Raw genomic sequence first — 20,933 nt, 5'->3', positions numbered from 1 at the left:
CAAAAACGATTAAACGGCCTTAGCCCGATGGAATATAGAGCTAAAGCCGCTTAAATCATTTTTATTATTTCCACTGTCTACTTGACAGGGGGCAGTTCACATTCATTGGGGGATTGTCTTTAGCCTTTCGTTATATGAATACTTGTTCATTAATATTATTTAGAAGCTACCGTCATTTGCTCCTTTACAATGCCATGCTTAATCGTTGCCTGAGCAGCTGCCAGCCTTGCAAGAGGAACACGGTAAGGAGAACAGCTTACATAGTTTAATCCTGCTTGATAACAAAATTCGATCGATTTCTTCTCGCCGCCGTGTTCACCACATATTCCTGTTTTTAATGATGGTTTCGTTTGTCTACCTAAACTTACACCTGTTTGAATCAATTTTCCTACACCTTGCTGATCAAGAACCGCAAATGGATTTTCCGGCAGCACTTTTTGTTCGATATACGCTTGTAAAAACTTACCTTCCGCATCATCGCGGCTATATCCAAATGTCGTTTGTGTTAAATCGTTTGTACCAAAAGAGAAAAAGTCTGCTTGCTCTGCAATTTCATCAGCAGTTAACGCTGCCCGCGGAATTTCAATCATCGTACCAACAGTATAGTCGAAGTGCATACTTTGCTCACCCATTACTTGATTTGCTATGTTAATAACCAATTCACGCATCCGCTTTAATTCATTCACATGACCGACTAAAGGAATCATAATTTCTGGTGTCACTGTCATTCCTTGTTCAGTAAGCTTTGCCACTGCATTAAAGATTGCTCTCACTTGCATTTCATAAATTTCCGGATAAATCATTCCTAGTCTGCATCCACGATGTCCGAGCATCGGATTAAATTCAGCTAATTGCTGCACCTTTTTTAACAGCTTTTCCTTTCTCTTTAGTTCTGCGCTATTAGGTTCAGTCAATTGAAGTTTTGTTACATCAACGATTAAATCCTCTTTATCAGGTAAAAATTCATGCATCGGCGGATCTAGCAAACGGATCGTTACTGGATGCCCTTTCATTTCTAAGAAGATACCTTCAAAATCTCCTTGCTGCATTGGGAGTAATTGATCAAGCGCCTGTTTTCGTTCTTCACTTGTCTCAGCTAAAATCATTTCCTGCACAATCGGAATTCTTTTAATATCCATAAACATATGCTCTGTCCGGCATAGTCCGATACCATCTGCACCAAATTCCAATGATTTTTTTGCGTCAGCAGGATTATCAGCATTAGCACGAACACCAATTTGTCTCGTCTCATCAGCCCAAGAAAGCAATTGCTGGAATTCTTCAGAAAGCTGTGGATCAATCATCGGAATTTCCCCTAGCATTACTTCACCTGTAGATCCATCAATGGTGATTACATCGCCATAATGAACAATTGTATTACCTACTGAAAATTGTTTTGCATCAAGGTCGATTTTTAACGCTTCACAGCCACAAATACATGCTTTTCCCATCCCCCTAGCAACGACAGCCGCATGGCTTGTCATTCCACCACGGCTTGTAACAATGGCTTGGGATGCGATAATCCCATGTATATCATCTGGGGTAGTCTCAGGACGAACTAAAATGACTTTTTTCCCTTCGTTGCCTAATTGTTCCGCTTCATCAGCATCAAATACGACTTGGCCTGTTGCTGCACCAGGAGAAGCTGGCAACCCTTTCGCTAATTGTTGCCGTTCATATGAATCATCTATACGGCGATGAAGCAGTTGGTTTAATTGATCTGGATCAACTCGCAATAAAGCTGTTTGTTGATCAATAATCCCTTCATTCACCATATCTACTGCAATTCTAATCGCTGCTTGTGCAGTTCTTTTTCCGTTTCTAGTTTGCAAAATAAAGAGTTTTCCGCGCTCTACAGTAAATTCAATATCTTGCATATCTTGATAATGCTGCTCTAACAATTGACTAATTTGTAAAAACTGATCATATACTTTTGGCATATCTTTTGAAAGAACTTGAATTGGCTGCGGAGTCCGAATCCCAGCAACAACATCTTCACCTTGTGCATTAATTAAATACTCACCGTATAATATTTTTTCACCTGTAGACGGATTTCTCGTAAAAGCAACACCTGTACCAGAATCATTTCCCATATTTCCAAACACCATGCTTTGAATATTGACTGCAGTCCCTAAATGATCCGGGATTTTATTTAAGCGCCGATAAATGATCGCACGTTGATTATTCCAAGAATCGAAGACAGCATTAATGGCTAAAAATAATTGCTCTTTTGGATCTTGCGGGAAATCTTGCTTTGTATGTTCTTTAACAATTTCTTTATATTTTATAATAACTTCTTTCCAATCCTCAGCTGTTAACTCAGGGTCGGCTGTATACCCCTTTTGTTCACGAGTTTCTTCTAGTAATCTTTCAAAATGATACACATCAATTTGAAGAACGACATCGCTAAACATTTGGATAAAACGACGGTACGAATCATAGGCAAAGCGGGCATTTCCTGTTAAATGAGCAATCGCTTCTACCGTTTGATCGTTCATTCCTAAATTTAAAACGGTATCCATCATGCCCGGCATTGAAAATACAGAACCTGATCGTACAGAAACGAGTAAAGGCTGATTTTGATCCCCTAATATTTTCCCAGTTTTTCTTTCTAATTCATAAAGTGCATCTTCAATTTGCTCTTTCACTTCCGGTGATATTTCTTTTCCAGCTTCATAATAAGCATTGCAAGCTTGTGTAGAAATTGTAAATCCAAATGGTACAGGCAATCCAATATTGGTCATTTCTGCCAAGTTTGCCCCTTTTCCACCAAGTAACTCTCTCATATTGCTATTTCCTTCATGAAATAAATAGACAAATTTAGTCATTCTTCTAACTCCTCTCTTTATTTAAAAGATCAATAATCAAGCTTGCAGTTTCTTCGACTGCTTTATTTGTAACATCGATAATCGGACAGCCCACCCGTTTCATAATCGATTCGGCATGATCTAATTCCTTTAAAATTCGCTCATAGCTTGCATAATTGATATCAGATGACAATCCTAAAGATTTCAGTCTTTCTTTACGAATTCCATTCAGTTGATCAGGATTAATCATTAAACCGATACATTTATTTCTTGGAAGTTTGAATAACTCAGCAGGTGGCGGCACTTCCGGAACGAGCGGCACATTGGCAACCTTATAGCGCTGATGGGCAAGGTACATAGAAAGCGGTGTTTTGGACGTTCGTGACACACCGATTAATACAATATCAGCCCTAATCAGCCCACTTGGATCACGGCCATCATCATACTTAACAGCGAACTCAATTGCCGCAATTCTATTAAAATAATCATCATCGAGCTTTCTCATTAGTTTAGGTTGATGATTTGGGACTGTTTGATATTTTTGTTCAAACGCATTCATTAGAGGACTTAATAAGTCAACGGCCATCACATCTTCCTCTGCAGACCTACAATCTAAATAGGTTTTTAAAGAGGAAATGACGATTGTATAAGCGATAATCGAATTTTTTTCTTTAGCGCTTTTAATGATTTCCTCTAAATCAGCTATATCTTCTACGTGTGAAAAACGTTTAATTTCAACAAATTCATTGCTAAATTGGGTTGATACCGCTCTCACGACATATTCGGCTGTTTCCCCTACAGAGTCTGATACGATATATACTGTTTCATGTCCCAAACATATCCCCCTTTCAGATTGAACCATAACATTTCAACTCTTTCATTCTATAAAAGTGTTATCATTAATAAAAATATCCTTATTTGAGAGACATTCACCACCAAATGCGATATACTTATTTAACATTTAATTAAATGTGTTATACTAATTACAAATAAAGAATAACACATTTAATTCGTTATGGGTATAGTTTTTTATAAAATTTTATTTATTTCAAATAAAAAAAGGCATGCGTTTATGTAAACGCATGCCTTTTAATCATTTCACAGCGATATATGCTTATGAAAGTGCTGATTTGACAGCTGGTTTCATTTCCTTTTGTTTTTCTTTAATCAGTAATCCACCTAAAATTCCGCATAGTGAAAAGAGCGCTGGAATAATAAAACCATAATGATACCCTACAACACTTGGAAGTGAATGAAAATGATCGAGCACATTTCCAAAAATACTTGGTAGCAGCACAGCACTTAAAAAACCACCTGTATTAGCAAATCCTGAAACAACACCGACTTCTTTTACCGGAAATGAATGACGAACAACTGCAAAAGTAAGGGCACTGGCACCATTTCCGTATCCTATAATTAAAAAGAGAATAATCAATAAAGCCATCGGCGGTTTTCCACCAAGTAAAACAAACGATGTCCAGCTTAAAAATATAATAATTTGAACAACAATATATGGTTTTTTTCTTGAGCTTAACCGATTAGAAATCCAGCCTGTTAAAGGGGCACCAACAATTGCGCCAATCAACCCCAACATAATAAGCTGACTCGAACCCGAACGCGTCAATCCATAGACATGCATGCCATATGGAACCGCCCATGTGCCGATGAAGCCAACATACGTACCTACTACGCCAAAATGGCAGAAAAATGTCGCCCATGCCTGCCGAGTTGTAAACATTCTTTTTAAAATTGCATATATACTCTCGCGTTTTTCTTTTTTCACTGATGCTAAAGATTCGCTGTTGCGCTGGCGATCTGTCGCAAATAATTGCTGCGGTTTTTTTATTAATACATAATAAAGCGTAATCCCAGCAATAAAAATGATAAAGCCAACGATAAAAAATGGCGGCCTCCATCCAGATAAGGCAATCCATTTTGTAAATGGTACTGTTGCCATCATTGATCCAAAGCTTCCTGTCATCCCTGCCCAGCTAAGTAAGCCGACAAATTCATTAACCTTAAACCATTGACTTAAAATTAACACTAAATTTACCCAAATGGTCGCATCACCAAGTCCAACTAATAGTCGTGATAGAATCAGTACAGTTTCATTTTGGGCAATACTATATAACAAAGTACCTAAACCATTTAATAATGTACCTATAATTAAAAATGGATTCGGTCCAAAGCGATCAGATAAAAGACCAATTGGAATTTGTAATCCTGCATAAGCTAAAAATTGAATTCCTGTCAATAATCCAATCGTCGATGCCGTCAGATGAAAATCATGCATTAGTTGATCAGATATTAGCCCCGGTGCTGTTCTTTGGCTGACAATTAAAAAATAAGAAAATAAAACTGTTGCAAAGACAACCCATCTATACCCACTTGTTTGTTTCTCCAAAATTCTCGTCTCCCATTTCTAATGTCAAATCTATATGTTCTATTTCATTATTAAGCTAACAATCTTGATAATGAAATGAAATTTCACTTTAACATCATATCATATTTTTATATACATTTCTTGCTCAAAAACGACTGCTTTCATTATATCAAGATTGCGAATAAATCATGACAAATAACTATGTGCAATTGTTCTTTTTTTCACAAGCCACATTATGTATAAGGGAGACATCACGATAAACAGCTATAAATAAAATAGAAAGTATGATACGAAATGTTCGGCTTTACATTTCAAGTTTATATTGCCCGCTCTAAAGTAAAAGTACTCTCCAACTACAAAAGACCGGAAATGTATGCGAACTTATTGTTTAAAGGATATATAAAGTGTTTGAACTATTAATAGACTGGAACGGAAAAATTATTTAACATAAAAAACTCCCGAACAGGGAGCTGATGTTTTAAGCTTACTTTAAATAATGTCTAGGTGTACCCATATATAGTATTTGCCGAAATTCAGGGAAATTCGAAGTCATTTCCACCTTAATTGGGGCATCCAATAGTAATGGATAATAATGTAAGAAAGGTTTATCACTTTCTAACATAACTGCCAGCAAGTTCGGAAGCTCTTTTTTGTAAATAAGATATTTTACCCGAGCAAGTGTTTTCTCATGTTCTTCACAATGCAAGTCAATCGTACAAGAAAGCGCATATTCTCCTAAATACGTTTTCCATTCAGCTTTCAAACAATCATATGAATTTATATTCGTTGGATTAATTGTAAAGCGATTGCCGACGGATACATAAATATCTCCAGTAATATCTGAATAAGTTGCGGTATATTTTCTGCCTTGTAATGGGAAATAAGCTGTAACTGGTGGAATCATAGTAATTGATGTCTGATTGCCATGATCAATTTGTTCAATCATAAATCATTCCCCTTTCCAGCTATTTATCATATGATATGATACTTGCCTAAGAACGGTTCCCAACTTGCCATTTTGTTTTAATAAGCTGCCATCTTCCATGCTCATAATACCATGTTGATAAAATGGTCCCAATACGATCTGCGTGGTAAGCTCCGCTTACTTGCTGCAAACCTAGTAATCCATAGCCTTTCTTTCCTGAAATTTTTACTGGTTTATAAACCGCAACAGGATCAATCATTAATTCAGTAGGCTCATTTAAAATGCCATTTTTTTGGTACAATCCTAACCGAACATAATCTTTTTGACGCGAGCGTAAATTGATGAGAAACGTTTGATTTGTATCCATAATTTTTAAGCTTGCGGTAAAGGCTTGATCAAACTTTCCTTGGAGTTTTAACGGAGGAGGAAGTGGAATTTCAGACTGTTCCTCTCCTTTAATGCTGTTTATGCGATAATTCATCATGCCACCGCTGCCGCCTGTCGCGCTTGATTCAAAAATATCTTTCACTCCATCATGATTCACATCAAGAAATGTCAGTTTAGGATCATAACCTGGCTCATACATTAGTTTAAATGTTTTACCAGTTGATGTCGCAACCGTTGCATATACAGCTTTAAGAAAATGACTGCCAGCTTCAAAAGGAATTCCTTTTAGCTTGATGGTTTCTTCTTTGCCATCGCCTGTTACATCTTTGCGATACTCATGGACTGTGATGATTTTTGAATGCTTCTGTTCATTTGCATACGTAATGGTCATTGTCATTGTACTAATCGACAAATAGCACAAAACGATTATCGTAATAACATATTTCGCTTTCAAAAAACCTCACCTCTGCTTCTTATTTTCTATAGATTGTGCAATTAAGGAAAAAATATGTAATTTATTCCTTTATCCTGAACTCTTTTTCTTTCAACACAATCACTTCCATCATCATAAATACATTTATTGATTCACTTCCCATTCTCTTATTTTTCATAAATTACCACTAGTTCATATTTTCTAAACATTCATCTGTTATAATGATTTACATTACTATGCACATTGGAGGATTAAAACGATGGGAAATTATGTTGCTGAATGGAATCCAAAATTATATGATGAAAAACATGCGTTTGTTTCTCATTATGGTAGCCATGTAATGAAGCTTTTAGCTCCTAAAGATGGAGAAATCATTCTTGATCTTGGCTGCGGAACAGGGGATCTGACACATCAAATCAGTGAAGCGGGAGCGATTGTTACAGGAATCGATCAATCTGCAAGTATGATAGAACAAGCAAGAAAAAAATACCCTTCTATTTTCTTTCAAGTTGAAGATGTGCTTCATATGCAATATGAGCAACAGTTTGATGCCGTATTTTCAAATGCCGTTCTTCATTGGATCCAGCATCCTAAACAAGCATTGCAGAATATTTATAGAAGTTTAAAGCATGGCGGCAGATTTGTTGCTGAATTTGGAGGCAAAGGAAATGTAAACTCTATTACAAATGAATTAGAGCAACAATTGAAACAGTTAGGAAGTTCTTCACCAGCATTATCATGGTATTTTCCAAGCATCGGAGAGTATACGAATTTAATGGAAGCAACTGGATTTAAAGTAACATTTGCGCAATTATTTGATCGCCCTACTCTTTTAGATGGTGAACGAGGGATAAGAAATTGGCTGGAGATGTTTTGCAACAACATATTGCAAGATATAATGGATGAGGTAAAAGAAGTGATTTATACTAAAATGGAGCAAAATTTGAAAGCAATTTTAATCAAAAATGGAAAATGGTATGCGGACTACAAAAGAATTAGAGTGATTGGCATAAAAGAATAAGAAACCGATTCTTCCTAAAAGAATTAAAATTGTATGCAAAAAATATATCTATGTTAAGTTTTTGACCTAAAAAGAAAAGAGCCTGGGACAAAAGTATATTAACGAAAGAAACCCCGAATATTGTCTCCACCCCGCTCCCGAATATACTTTGTTTCCGGAGCGGAGTTGTGCAATGTTCTTCTTTAGCTACTAAATACTTTTTGTCCCAGCCTCGCTATTTGTTATTAAGTTCCATGTTACATTTATGCTTAAAAGAATACTTGACTATTCCTTATGTTCACTTTCATGATCATGTTGCTGCTTCCAAATTGTTTGAACTTCACCGTTTTCACTTTCATCAAGTACAAATGAACCGTTTGAATATCGATCACTTACACGAAGTGTTTGCACTGATACTGCTTCTATATAGTCTTTTACTGTTTGTAAATAAATCGTATCATTCTCGTGAACGATCTCCATTCCAACAATTCTATGCGGATGAGCTTTCAAATCACGCAACATCACGTTTCCGCGCTTCGCACGACTAGAAGGTTCAAAATCGGCTAATTTCATTTTCTTGACAGCACCTCTTTGGGTAGCAACGAATACCTTTTCTTGATTATCTTCTAATACTTTTCCGCTAACTAGATAATCTCCTTCTTTTAAATTAATGCCTTTGACACCAGCAGCACGCGGACCAACAATATTAACCTCTTCCTCATGAAACCTTAAGCCATATCCTAAATGGGTCGCTAAAAATATCTCTTTCTTTCCGTCTGTTAAATGAACATCAACTACTTCATCGTCACCCTTTAAATTAATTGCGACTAATGATTTAGAATATCTTTGTGCCTTGTATTGTTGTAATTCTGACTTCTTCGCCATTCCATTTTTCGTAAAGAATAGTATGTAGAATGGCTGATTGTAATCAATAATCGGTAGCACTTTTATAATTTCTTCATCACGGTCAATAGAAACAAGATTTGTGACATGCTGGCCTAAATCTTTCCAGCGAATATCCGGAAGCTCGTGAACAGGCAAATATAAATAATTTCCTTTATTCGTAAAGACAAGAATAACGCTTGTTGTATTTAACTCTTGCTTAAAGAGCAGTCTGTCACGATCTTTAATGGCAAAGTCTTGTCCATTTGATGCACTGTAAGAGCGAAGACTCGTCCGTTTTACATATCCTTCTTTTGTAACGGTAACGATCACATCTTCGTTTGGAATCATTACTTCAAGATTGATTTTTAATTCTTGAATTTCATTTTCGATAATTGTTCGTCGTCCGTCTGCATATTTCTTTTTAATTTCCTTTAATTCATTTTTAATAACGGTTAATAATCTTTTTTCACTTTCTAAAATCTTTGTGTACGTATCGATTTTTTCTTCTAATTCAGCTGCCTCTTGCTGCAATGAAGTGATATCCGTATTTGTTAAACGATATAACTGTAACGAAACGATTGCTTCTGATTGCGGTTCAGTAAAATCAAATGTTTCCATAAGATTTTCTTTTGCATTTCTTTTATCTTTAGAAGCACGGATGGTTGCAATTACTTCATCAAGTATTGAGAGAGCTTTCATTAGACCGTCTACAATATGTTTACGGTCACGTGCTTTTTTCAAATCAAACTCCGTCCGTTTCGTTACAACTTCTTTTTGATGCTCAATATACGCATCTAAAAGTTCTTGTAGGCCCATTAATTTCGGTCTGCGGTTATATATAGCAACCATGTTGAAATTATAAGATACTTGCAGTTCTGTATTTTTGAATAAATAGTTTAAGACGCTGTTTGCATCTGCGTCTTTTTTTAATTCAATTACAATCCGTAAACCAGTGCGATCCGTTTCATCACGAACTTCTGAAATCCCTTCAATTTTGCGGTCAACTCTGAATTCGTCTATTTTCTTCACTAAGTTCGCTTTATTCACTTCATAAGGAATTTCCGTTACAACGATTTGCTGTCTGCCACCGCGCATATCTTCAATAGCAGTCTTTCCTCTGACAATCATCTTTCCTTTTCCGGACTCGTAAGCTTTTTTAATTCCTTCAATGCCTTGAATGATTCCGCCCGTAGGAAAATCAGGACCTTTAATGACCGTCATCAAATCATCTAGTGTACTTTGCGGTTTTTCAATCCGCATGATCGCCCCATCAATAATTTCTCCAAGATTATGAGGGGGAATATCTGTTGCATACCCCGCGGAAATGCCTGTTGAGCCGTTCACTAACAGATTCGGAAATCTAGCCGGTAAAACAGTTGGTTCATTTGCTGTATCATCAAAGTTTGGAATAAATAAAACTGTTTCCTTCTCAATATCATGAAGAAGCTCAGAGGCGATCGGCGATAATCTTGCTTCTGTATACCGCATTGCGGCAGCCGGATCACCGTCGATACTACCATTATTTCCATGCATTTCAATTAACACGTTGCGCAATTTCCAATCTTGGCTCATTCTAACCATTGCTTCATAAACAGATGAATCACCGTGCGGGTGGTAATTCCCGATTACATTACCGACCGTTTTTGCAGATTTTCGAAAATGCTTTTCTGCCGTATTTCCTTCCATATACATTGCATATAAAATACGGCGTTGAACAGGTTTTAAACCATCTCTAGCATCAGGAAGAGCACGATCTTGAATGATATATTTACTATAACGTCCGAAACGGTCGCCTAAAACCTCTTCTAAAGGCAAATCTTGAAATCGTTCTACCGTTGTCATTCGCTTTGCTCTCCTTCCTCAACCATTAAATTTTCATTTTCCAATATATTACTATCTTCGTCTAAACCAAACGCAACATTGTTTTCAATCCATTTACGTCTCGGTTCAACTTTGTCACCCATAAGGGTTGTAATCCGTCTTTCTGCTCTTGCCGCATCATCTATACGGACGCGAATTAATGTACGTGTTTCTGGATTCATTGTCGTTTCCCAAAGCTGGTCGGCATTCATTTCCCCAAGACCTTTGTATCTTTGTAAAATGTATCCGCGTCCAACCTTTTTAATGGTATCTTGTAATTCGTTTTCCGTCCAAGCATATTCAATGACCTCTTTTTTACCTGAGCCTTTACTAACCTTAAATAAAGGTGGTAAAGCAATGTAGACTTTTCCAGCTTCAATAAGCGGGCGCATATAACGGTAAAAGAACGTTAATAAAAGAACTTGAATATGTGCACCATCTGTATCAGCATCCGTCATAATAATAATTTTGTCATAGTTCACGTCATCTATATTAAAATCTGGCCCTACGCCAGCGCCGATCGTATAAATAATCGTATTAATTTCTTCGTTTTTAAAAATATCTTGGAGTTTTGCCTTTTCCGTATTAATAACTTTTCCGCGTAATGGCAAAACAGCTTGGAAACGGCGGTCGCGCCCTTGCTTAGCTGATCCGCCGGCAGAATCACCCTCTACTAAATACAATTCGTTCCTTTGCGGATTGCGGCTTTGTGCCGGTGTTAATTTACCAGAAAGAATGGTCTCTGATTTTTTTCTTTTTTTACCGCTTCGTGCTTCTTCACGAGCTTTTCTCGCTGCTTCCCTAGCCTGATATGCCTTGATTGCTTTTTTAATTAAATTACTACTAATTTCGGGATTTTCTTCAAAAAAGTATGCTAAATGTTCAGAGACAACTGTATCAACAGCTGAACGTGCTTCGCTTGTACCAAGTTTTCCTTTCGTTTGCCCTTCGAATTGCAGCAATTCTTCTGGTATGCGGACAGAGACAATGGCCGAAATCCCTTCTCGAATGTCTGTACCATCTAAGTTTTTATCTCTTTCTTTTAACAAATGTACTTTCCGTGCATAGTCATTCACGACACGTGTAAAAGCTGCTTTTGCACCAGCCTCATGTGTACCGCCATCTTTCGTCCTTACATTATTGACAAATGAAAGAATGTTTTCTGAGAAGCCATCATTAAATTGGAAGGCAAATTCTACTTCAATGCCGCTAGCTTCACCTTCAATAAAAACGACTGGATGTAAGACATCTTTTTCTTCGTTCAAGTATTGAACAAATGCCTCAATCCCATTTTCATAATGAAAAACATCTGACTGGTCGTAACGTTCATCAATAATTTCAATTTTTAATCCTTTTAATAAAAAGGCTGATTCACGCAAACGTTCGCATAAAGTTTCGTAATTAAATGTCGTGGAACTAAAAATGGTTGGATCCGGTTTAAAATGAAGGGTTGTTCCAGTTTGATTTGTTTTTCCAATCTTTTCTAACGTTGTTGCAGGCTTTCCGCCATTTTCAAATTTCTGTTCATAAACGAAACCATCACGTTTAATTGTGACAACTAACCATTCAGAAAGTGCATTTACAACTGAAGCGCCGACTCCATGCAAACCACCACTCGTTTTATATCCGCCTTGACCAAATTTACCGCCTGCATGCAGCACCGTTAAAATCACTTCAGTTGTCGGTTTTCCTAATTTATGCATCCCTGTAGGCATACCGCGACCATAGTCCGTTACACTTATGCTATTATCTTTATGTATTTTAACAATGATGTGGTTACCGAAACCCGATAACGCCTCATCCACTGAATTATCAACGATTTCATATACAAGATGATGCAAACCTCTAGCGTCAGTTGAACCTATATACATACCTGGTCTCTTTCTAACGGCTTCAAGTCCTTCTAATACTTGTATAGCATCATCATTATATGTGATTGTTTTTTGTTTCTTTGTCACAAACATTCCCCTTTCAATTGCCAAACATCTCTAATGACAGGCGTCAAACAGAGAAATAAGGAACAAACATTCGTTCATTATTATAACATAGGTCATCAAAACGTCTATTACCCATTTTATCGTGAAATCTAAATTTAGCAAATCGCGTTTTTTAAATGATATAAAAAAGCAAGCGTAAAAATGTCAATACGCTTGCTGTTCTTGTAATAAAATTTTATTTCGTTAAAGCGTGTTCAACTTTAATGCAACGATCCATTATGACGGTATAACCTTTGTCTTTCAAAAACTGATAAGCCTCTTCATTTTCAAGCCCTAATTGCGCCCAAAAAACATCTGCATCTATTTGGACAAAGTCTTTCGCAATATCTAGTAAATATTCAGAACGACGAAAAACATCGACAATATCGACATGCCCTTTAATATCTGTTAACCGGGCAACAGCCTTTTCCCCTAATATTTCTGTTGCATTGGGGTTTACAGGAATAATTTCATACCCCGCTTTTTGCATCGCTTCGGCAACCATATAAGAAGTTCTTTCCGGATTATCACTCAAACCAACAACAGCAATTCTTTTTGCTTTCTTTAAAATATCTTTAATTTCTTCTCTGCTCGGGTTGTTAATTGCCATCAATCGATCACCTCACATGTAATATAATGCCCTTTAATCCTTATTTAGCCTATATATAATATTTTAAACTGTTATAAAGTTTAATCAAATCGAATCATATATAACATTTACGGGTACAATCGGCGGGAGTAGCGAGTGAGAGGAACCCCCACAGGCATGAATGCTCAGCTTCCGAAGACGGAAGTTATTCCTTTTATATTGTTTAGCATCCCTGCGGGGCGCTGATTTATTCATTATGCCCCATTAGCTTTTTTAATTTTATTTCAGTGTCTGTATCCTCTACAGGAGTGTAAATGCTGCACCTTAAATCATTATTTCCTTTTACTTCTAAGGAGGTTAGATTAAACAACATTTTTCCAGCTTTTGCATGACGAAATTCAATTAAGACTTCCGGAGCTGAGCTTACCTCACTTTGATTCCATAAATCATGAAATTCAGGATATTTTTTCGCCATTTTTTCAATAAATTGAAGATACCAATTATCTGCTACATATTGCCCGTAGTATGTACGAAAGATTGCAAGAAAACCTTTTACAAAATGCTCCCAATTGACCGCCAAGCTCCTTAATTCTTTCCTCGCAAATAGCAAATAAATAAGATTTCTCCTTCTTTCTCCGATTGCTTCAAAATCAAGAAAGACATTTGCAGCTGCCTGGTTCCAGCCAACAATAAAACAGCGCCGATCTGAAATAATGGTTGGACAATAACGCAACTCCTGTAAAATTTTTTTTAATGAAGGACTAATACTCGTTTCTTGCGCAATTAACCAATCAGATTGTGCCCCTTCTTCCATTGCAAGGGCAGCTAAATATTTGCGCTCATCTATATTTAATCTTAAGGCATTAGAAACTGCATCAAGAACTGATGAAGAGACTTTTATGTCTCTCCCTTGTTCTAGCCACGTGTACCATGTTGTACTAACACCTGCTAACTGTGCCACTTCTTCTCTACGCAAACCCGGAGTCCTTCTTCGCGTCCCTGAAGGCAGTCCTACCATGTGGGGATGCAGTTTAGACCGTTTCATTTTCAAAAAAGCAGACATTTCTTTCAACCTTGTATTTCGATCCATTCTCCTGCCCCTTTCTTTAACTATTAGTTATTATACTATGATAAACAACAACTTGTAATAGGATAAATCACAATTAAAATAATCTTATAAGTACTATCAGGAGGTATTTTTATGAAAAGAGTAGTGATTACGGGAATGGGCGTTATTTCCCCGCTAGGAAATGATACCGCTACATTTTGGAAGAATGTACGTAACGGTAAATCAGGCATTTCGACTATTGATCTATTTGACGTCACTGACAGTAAAACAAAAATCGCAGGAATTGTCCGTGATTTTGATGCTGAAGGTATTTTTGGAAAAAAGGAAGCCCGTAAAATTGATCGTTTTAGTCAGTTTGCTTTAGCAGCCGCTGAGCAAGCTTTAATCGACTCGAACATTAATTTGGATAAAATTGATCGTGAACGTTTAGGTGTATATGTCGGTTCAGGAATTGGCGGGATTCAAACTTTAATTGATCAAGTAAACACGCTAAATGAAAAGGGGCCTAGGAGAGTAAGTCCTAATCTTGTGCCGATGATGATTGCAAATGCAGCTTCAGCACAAATAAGTATAAGATTAGGTGCTCTTGGTCCATCTATGTCTCCTGTTACCGCCTGTTCAATAGGAAATACTTCAATTGGTGAAGCATATCGAGCGATCCAGCATGGAGATGCTGATGTCATGTTTGCTGGCGGTGCAGAAGCAGCGATAACAAAATTATCTTTAGCAAGCTTTGGGAACGCTACTGCTTTATCTACTAATAATGATCAACCGACGAAAGCCAGTCGGCCGTTTGATATAAATAGAGATGGGTTTGTCATGAGCGAGGGTGCCGGTATCATCGTCCTTGAATCACTAGAGCATGCACTCCAAAGAGATGCCAACATATACGGAGAAATGATTGGTTATGGAGCAAGTTCTGATGCCTATCATATGGTCGCTTCACATCCAGAAGGCAATGGGGCTTCACAAGCGATGAATAAAGCACTAAATGATGCAAAGATTGCCGTTCATGAAGTGGATGTAATCAGTGCACATGCAACAAGTACAACAGTAGGAGATATTTCAGAAACGAAAGCAATTAAACATGTGTTTAAAGACCATGCCTACAACATTCCTGTCACTGCAAATAAATCAATGTTTGGTCATATGCTTGGTGCCACTGGAGGGGTTGAAGCGATTGCCTTACTGCAAAGTTTAATAGATCATTTCATTCCGCCAACAATCAATCTAGAACATCCTGATCCACAATGTGATTTAGATTATGTCGCAAATGAAGGAAGACATGCCCAACTGAATATCGGTCTATCTAACTCCTTTGGTTTTGGTGGACATAATGCAGTCATTATTTTAAAAACATTTTCATAATAAAAAAAGCCAGAGCGACTGAATATATTTCAGACGCTCTGGCCTTTTTATTCGTGATGATTTATCGTGAGTGGAATGATTATATTGAACGAAGGTAAAAATGCAGTATCAAGATGTCCTTTTATCTTTTACTTCATCATACATTTTCTCGAGATCTTGAATCGTTAGCTCATATAGTTGTTTATTTTTTAATTTATATATCCCATTTTCAAGTAGCTTATCAATAAAATTCTTTTTTACATTTTCTAATTCTGACACTAAATATCCTCCTTGCGTGTTTATGTATTATTATGTACAATTCGGAAAAAATTATGATACATACTTTATACCCACCCTGTTCCTCATTACACCAATATGCTGTAGAGGTCTTTTTTGTGCAGATGAAATTGAAAAATCCGCGCCCGATAGATGTTGTTCAATTAATAGATTTTCGCTCCAAGTTGCTCGTTTTCTTCGGGCGAATACTGAACCTCCTTTGGCGCTTACGCCTTTGGTGTCTCATCTATTTCGCTTTTCCCGCTGGCGTCTCGCACCTTCCGTTATCGTCAAATACCTGAACATTTTAATGAAAACAGCAATATTAAAAACGCGCCCTATATGCAAGGACGCGTCAATAAAGTTTACATAATTATATTATTGTATCTTCTTTCAACTTTACATTTACCCATTCACGTACACTATTAATAAACCAAATACTTGAACAGTTTAATAAATCTTGCTTTGTCAATACTCGTTCTTTTATTTTCCCTTCATGGATAAGCTCCTCACGAAAAGTTCCCGCTAGCAGCCCAGAAGTTATTTTTGGCGTGAAAAATTCATCTTGTATTTCTAGTACTAAATTTCCATTTATAAATTCGGTTAATTCTCCTTTTTTGTTCCATAACACGACATCAAATAAAGATGGTTCTAATTTAGTCTTAAAATGGTTATATACATCCCGATTAGTTGTTTTATGGTACAAAAACGGATGATCCTCATCAATAGGTTCACGTGCCAATGCAACAATAAGTGGTCCATGAAACGGCTTAATTGGTTCTCCAGTAATTGTATGGCTGCCATCTTTTGATACGACTAATCTAACTTTAAAAGTCCCTTTTCGATGATTGTCTGCATAATCCATTAAAGACTTTTTGATATGATCAATACGAACGTGAAAATGAAAATATTGAGCTGAATCATAAAGACGATTCAAGTGTCTATCTAATAACAAATATATGCCATTATCAAGCTTTAAACTTTCTAATAAATCGAATGTTGGACGCTCAACGGTCAATAAGGACGCCTTCGTGACAATTTCATCGTACTCATCCTTTGTTGTTGAATCCCACGTAATTCCGCCGCCCACTCCATACACAGCATGACCATTTTCAGCATCAATCGTAACCGTCCGAATTGGTACATTAAAGACAGCTTCTCCTTGTGGTCGGATATATCCGATCGCCCCACAATATACTTCACGTGGAGAATCTTCAAGCTCAGATATTAAGCGCATTGTACTTATTTTTGGGGCACCTGTAATTGAGCCGCATGGAAAAAGAGCAGAAAAAATATCTGTAATGCTCGTATTCTCTTTTGTCATTGCTGTTATAGTTGAAGTCATTTGTAAAACGGTTGGATATTGTTCAATATCAAAAAGCTTTTCTACTTTTACTGTTCCTGTTTTTGCGATATTCCCCAAATCATTTCGCAATAAATCAACAATCATAATATTTTCTGCACGATTTTTTTCAGAATGGAACAGCCATGTTGCGTTTTCTTCATCTTCCTTGCGAGTTTTCCCTCTAGCTGTTGTCCCCTTCATTGGCTTTGTCGTAATTTTTTTCCCGTCCCAACGGAAAAATAACTCTGGGGATGCCGATAATATGCGATAATCACCAATGTTTAAGTAAGCGCAATAATTAGAGTCTTGGTCTTTCGCAAGTTTTTGATAAAAGCTAAAATCATCGCCTTCAAAATGCGCATGCATACGTGTTGTAAAATTAACTTGGTAAGTATCACCTTGTCGAATCGCTTCTTTTATTTTTAAAATGCCGTCATGGTACTGATCTCCATATATAGATGGCTTCCACTCAGAAACTTTATAACTTCCTTGACTTTCAGTTCTTTCATAAACAGACGACTCTTGAAAAATACCAAACCAAAGTAATGGAAGCTGATGATCAGGACGTACATGATAAGATGCATCAAATGCTGGTGCTGCCTCATAGGAAACATAGCCAGCAGCAAAAAAGCCGTCTGCTACAGCCTCCTGAATTTTCAGCATACATGGCAGTACTTCATCTATTGTATAGGCGACAATTATGTTAGTCGGCTGTGTAAATAAAATAGGTGATTGTTCACCTTTTTCATTCATAAATTCAAAGAGTAGTAATGGATTTCTATGTATCTCTTTAACTGTCATCAACGTCTCTTCCTCTATACTGTAGTCTTGTCTGCATCAAGAAATAAAAAATAAAAAGTTAACATACTTGCTAAAATGATTTAAATTTTTATTATTTAATAGTGCTACTCGCGCTCCCATCTCCTTGCATTTGTAATAACCAAAAATATCATAACATATATAAAAGATTGTAAAATGACAATCATGCAAATTTATTTTTGTTCTTGATGTTGATATTTGACCCTTACAATTTTTGGAATAATGTATTACACTTATATGTGGAATATTTCGGGCTTATTAGGCAGAAAAGTCTTTCTCATTTTAAGTAAGAAATGCTACAATAAGATTACGAAATTACGTTTGAGCGTTAAATGATACGTGCTTTGAAATATCGTTATTTCATAGTATATAAGGAGTTATGCAAATGATTTATATTACGATTATATTAGCTTACCTGCTTGGTTCCATTCCCACAGGTTTAATTGTCGGTAAGCTTTTTTACGGGATAGATATTAGAGAACATGGCAGTGGTAATTTAGGAGCAACCAATACATTTCGAACTTTAGGAAAAAAAGCCGGTATTGTCGTTACAGTTGTGGATATTTTAAAAGGAACGGTTGCAACGCTGCTACCATTATTTTTTGGGATCGAGCATAGCGTACATCCACTCGTGATCGGATTGATTGCTGTTGTTGGGCATATGTTTCCAATTTTTGCTAAGTTTAAAGGTGGAAAGGCAGTTGCTACGTCTGCAGGTGTTATATTAGCATATCAGCCATTATTATTTGTTTTTGTCATTATTGTGTTTCTATTAACACTAAAACTAAGTAAGTATGTATCATTATCTTCCATTATTACAGGGATCTTTGCAGTGCTTTATACGCTAGTTTATATGATTCTGACGCATGACTGGCCTCTTTTTGTAGTAATCTTTGCACTTGTTTCATTTATTGTTTATCGCCATAAAGAAAATATGAAACGGATCAAAAATAAAACTGAACCAAAGGTGAAATGGATTTAGAAATTAGTCCGTCATCTGAATGAAAAATGGGAAAATGAAGGGGGTTCTATCTTTGAATATGTTTATTAGTGATGAAGCGAGAAAATGGTTCGAAGAAGAATTAATGTTAGAACAAGGGGATTCTTTACGTTTTTTTGTTAAATATGGTGGCTGCAGCTCAGTTCAACAAGGTTTTTCACTTGGCATTCATAAAGAAGCTCCGAAAGATCCCACACTTTCTGTAGAAATAAATGGAATTACTTACTTTATCGAACATGTAGATGCTTGGTACTTAGATGACCATGATTTATATGTAAACTATGATCATGATTTAGAAGAACCTGCATATGAATATAAAAAAACATCATAAAAGTCTGGTTTAAAACCAGACTTTTAATTATTTCCTCATATTGATAAATTTTCTTTGGTCGTACAGCCTTCCTTCTTTTTCTAATATTTCACGCTGCTTATCACCTAATAGATCGAAATGACTATAACCATCTTTACGAATATGTATCCATTCTTTCTTTAGCTGATATTTTTCTCCCCATTCTGCTAAACGATTAAGATCATTACACCCTACTTTTGTAACTGATTTTGTATTAGGAAATCGCTCGTCAAGCCAAAAATGAGTCAAAAAAGCAATTTCGCCACGATTTATCGTATTCTTCCATTCCTTCACTTGCTGCTTACTAATGCCAAAAGCCATTAAGTGTTACTCGCTTTGTTGTTTTTTGGCATTTTCATATGCCTGATGCCAATTTGGATAAACTCTTCTTATCGAAATAGGGCGAAAACGATCTTTCGTGACACAAACATGTTTAGATGTTGCAACAATTGCCAGCTCTCCTGCTTCCGTATATATTTCATATCCATATTCAACACGCAAGCCGTCATATTGTTCAACCCATGTTTTTACCGTTGCAGTTTCACCGTAACGCACTGGTTTTTTATAAGAAATTGCAATATCAATGACAGGTGAAATGATACCGTCTTTCTCCATATCAGCATAACGAAAGCCTAGATCTTCAATTAGTTTTGTTCTTCCAACTTCCATCCAGACTAAATAATTCGCATGATAAACAACACCCATTTGGTCTGTTTCAGCATAGCGAACTTCAACTTTTGTTTCAGCAACATGCATGCGCAAACACCTCAATAATATATAATATAATTTATTTTATCATACTTGTTAGCCATTACGCTGTAACGTTGCCTATCCAACTCCCATTAAAGGTGAAATTCTGAGATCACTCATTAAATTGGAGCTTCATATGCTCTCTTTCCCTAGATGCTAAGCCTCTTCAACTACACCCACGCAGTTTTCACCCTCTCCGTTTTTTTCATGCATTAATTAAAAAGGGTTCAGAATGAGACTATTCTGAACCCTTCCTGTTGCCGCCTTGTATCATTTGGCTTTATCTATTAATGATATCCGTTTTCCTTAGCTTGTGCCTCGTCCTTAATTTCACTTTTCATTGCTTTAATACTTTCACGGCGCCGTTCATTTTTTTCTTTTATTTGTTGAATTTGCGTATCATCATTGGCAAACTCAACGGAATCTTCTGCTTTTTCAACATTTTCAATCGTGTTTTGCACCATATTTTGTAATTTTTCTACATTATCACTGCGATCATCAGGTTTTGGTTGATGTGTTGTCATTGTTTAATCCCCCTCTATTTCATTAGCAGTTGCTTATTCACCCTTGGTTTGGATCACTTGTGCATGTTTACCTGAATGGTCTTGCATTTTTTTGCCATTATTTCCAGAAAAGCCTCGAGGTTGAGTACCCAAATGACTTGGTACATAATGTTTACTATCTTTTTTTGGATTGCCCACTTTCATCCCCTCCTTATCAACAGTTTGTCCTG

The 20,933-nt window shown here is 36.6% G+C and carries 19 protein-coding genes; 4 read left to right on the top strand and 15 right to left on the bottom strand.

Annotated elements, in window-relative coordinates:
• Positions 1-155: 155 nt before the first annotated feature.
• From ppdK to G4D61_RS14170, 5 genes are all read right to left on the bottom strand, one after another.
• Positions 156-2,828, bottom strand: coding sequence for a pyruvate, phosphate dikinase (gene ppdK / locus G4D61_RS14190; protein ID WP_025728645.1), 2,673 nt, complete (start codon positions 2,826-2,828; stop codon positions 156-158).
• A 4-nt stretch (positions 2,829-2,832) separates the two neighbouring features.
• On the bottom strand, positions 2,833-3,669 hold the full coding sequence (locus tag G4D61_RS14185) for a pyruvate, water dikinase regulatory protein (RefSeq protein WP_051476273.1): 837 nt from the start codon (positions 3,667-3,669) through the stop codon (positions 2,833-2,835).
• A 252-nt stretch (positions 3,670-3,921) separates the two neighbouring features.
• Positions 3,922-5,211, bottom strand: coding sequence for an MFS transporter (locus tag G4D61_RS14180; RefSeq protein ID WP_025728641.1), 1,290 nt, complete (start codon positions 5,209-5,211; stop codon positions 3,922-3,924).
• A 463-nt stretch (positions 5,212-5,674) separates the two neighbouring features.
• Positions 5,675-6,136: a staygreen family protein gene (locus G4D61_RS14175; RefSeq protein ID WP_025728638.1), complete on the bottom strand. Its 462-nt coding sequence runs from the start codon at positions 6,134-6,136 to the stop codon at positions 5,675-5,677.
• A 46-nt stretch (positions 6,137-6,182) separates the two neighbouring features.
• Positions 6,183-6,956 (bottom strand): YybI family spore inner coat protein, encoded by a 774-nt coding sequence (locus G4D61_RS14170; protein ID WP_025728636.1) that lies wholly within the window; start codon positions 6,954-6,956, stop codon positions 6,183-6,185.
• Positions 6,957-7,194: 238 nt separating this feature from the next.
• On the opposite strand from G4D61_RS14170, the gene G4D61_RS14165 reads away from it, so the two are divergent.
• Entirely contained in the window at positions 7,195-7,956 is a 762-nt protein-coding gene (locus G4D61_RS14165) for a class I SAM-dependent methyltransferase (protein WP_163174193.1), read from the top strand.
• A 264-nt stretch (positions 7,957-8,220) separates the two neighbouring features.
• On the opposite strand, the gene parC is transcribed toward G4D61_RS14165, so the two are convergent.
• The 4 genes from parC to G4D61_RS14145 all read right to left on the bottom strand — a co-directional run bounded on the left by parC (position 8,221) and on the right by G4D61_RS14145 (position 14,335).
• The gene (gene parC / locus G4D61_RS14160) at positions 8,221-10,662 is read right to left on the bottom strand and encodes a DNA topoisomerase IV subunit A (protein WP_025728633.1); all 2,442 of its coding nucleotides are present in this window, start codon (positions 10,660-10,662) and stop codon (positions 8,221-8,223) included.
• Positions 10,659-12,644: a DNA topoisomerase IV subunit B gene (gene parE / locus G4D61_RS14155; protein WP_155918447.1), complete on the bottom strand. Its 1,986-nt coding sequence runs from the start codon at positions 12,642-12,644 to the stop codon at positions 10,659-10,661. Before parE ends, parC begins: the two co-directional genes overlap by 4 nt.
• Positions 12,645-12,852: 208 nt before the next feature.
• Entirely contained in the window at positions 12,853-13,266 is a 414-nt protein-coding gene (locus G4D61_RS14150) for a CoA-binding protein (RefSeq protein ID WP_025728629.1), read from the bottom strand.
• Between the two features lie 226 nt (positions 13,267-13,492).
• Complete coding sequence (locus G4D61_RS14145) at positions 13,493-14,335, bottom strand: helix-turn-helix transcriptional regulator (protein ID WP_025728627.1); 843 nt, start codon at positions 14,333-14,335, stop codon at positions 13,493-13,495.
• A gap of 111 nt (positions 14,336-14,446) precedes the next feature.
• Between G4D61_RS14145 and fabF the strand changes: the two genes are divergently transcribed.
• Positions 14,447-15,682: a beta-ketoacyl-ACP synthase II gene (gene fabF, locus G4D61_RS14140; protein ID WP_025728625.1), complete on the top strand. Its 1,236-nt coding sequence runs from the start codon at positions 14,447-14,449 to the stop codon at positions 15,680-15,682.
• 108 nt (positions 15,683-15,790) lie between these two features.
• Here the strand turns inward: fabF and G4D61_RS18240 are convergent, their stop codons facing one another.
• Both G4D61_RS18240 and pabB read right to left on the bottom strand, forming a co-directional pair.
• Positions 15,791-15,940 carry a Fur-regulated basic protein FbpA gene (locus G4D61_RS18240; protein WP_161783358.1) on the bottom strand — a complete coding sequence of 50 codons (150 nt, stop codon included), beginning with the start codon at positions 15,938-15,940 and terminating at the stop codon, positions 15,791-15,793.
• A 370-nt stretch (positions 15,941-16,310) separates the two neighbouring features.
• Positions 16,311-18,083, bottom strand: a complete 1,773-nt coding sequence (gene pabB / locus G4D61_RS14130) for an aminodeoxychorismate synthase component I (protein WP_025728623.1) — start codon at positions 18,081-18,083, stop codon at positions 16,311-16,313.
• A 403-nt stretch (positions 18,084-18,486) separates the two neighbouring features.
• Here pabB and plsY point away from each other — a divergent pair, with 403 nt between their 5' ends.
• Both plsY and G4D61_RS14120 read left to right on the top strand, forming a co-directional pair.
• Positions 18,487-19,083, top strand: coding sequence for a glycerol-3-phosphate 1-O-acyltransferase PlsY (plsY, locus tag G4D61_RS14125; RefSeq protein ID WP_025728621.1), 597 nt, complete (start codon positions 18,487-18,489; stop codon positions 19,081-19,083).
• A gap of 52 nt (positions 19,084-19,135) precedes the next feature.
• A complete protein-coding gene (locus G4D61_RS14120) occupies positions 19,136-19,432 on the top strand; it encodes a HesB/YadR/YfhF family protein (protein ID WP_025728619.1) in 297 nt (98 codons plus the stop codon).
• 27 nt (positions 19,433-19,459) lie between these two features.
• On the opposite strand, the gene G4D61_RS14115 is transcribed toward G4D61_RS14120, so the two are convergent.
• The 4 genes from G4D61_RS14115 to G4D61_RS14100 all read right to left on the bottom strand — a co-directional run bounded on the left by G4D61_RS14115 (position 19,460) and on the right by G4D61_RS14100 (position 20,901).
• Positions 19,460-19,771: a hypothetical protein gene (locus tag G4D61_RS14115; protein WP_025728616.1), complete on the bottom strand. Its 312-nt coding sequence runs from the start codon at positions 19,769-19,771 to the stop codon at positions 19,460-19,462.
• Positions 19,772-19,777: 6 nt separating this feature from the next.
• Positions 19,778-20,206, bottom strand: a complete 429-nt coding sequence (locus tag G4D61_RS14110) for an acyl-CoA thioesterase (RefSeq protein WP_025728614.1) — start codon at positions 20,204-20,206, stop codon at positions 19,778-19,780.
• A 281-nt stretch (positions 20,207-20,487) separates the two neighbouring features.
• On the bottom strand, positions 20,488-20,724 hold the full coding sequence (tlp, locus tag G4D61_RS14105; protein ID WP_025728612.1) for a small acid-soluble spore protein Tlp: 237 nt from the start codon (positions 20,722-20,724) through the stop codon (positions 20,488-20,490).
• 33 nt (positions 20,725-20,757) lie between these two features.
• The gene (locus G4D61_RS14100) at positions 20,758-20,901 is read right to left on the bottom strand and encodes an acid-soluble spore protein N (protein WP_025728610.1); all 144 of its coding nucleotides are present in this window, start codon (positions 20,899-20,901) and stop codon (positions 20,758-20,760) included.
• Positions 20,902-20,933 lie beyond the last annotated feature (32 nt).

Origin of the sequence: Heyndrickxia ginsengihumi (genome assembly GCF_011008565.1) — a bacterium.
GTDB classification, from domain to species: Bacteria; Bacillota; Bacilli; order Bacillales; family Bacillaceae_C; genus Weizmannia; species Weizmannia ginsengihumi.
This window is presented reverse-complemented; position numbering and strand designations above follow the sequence as displayed.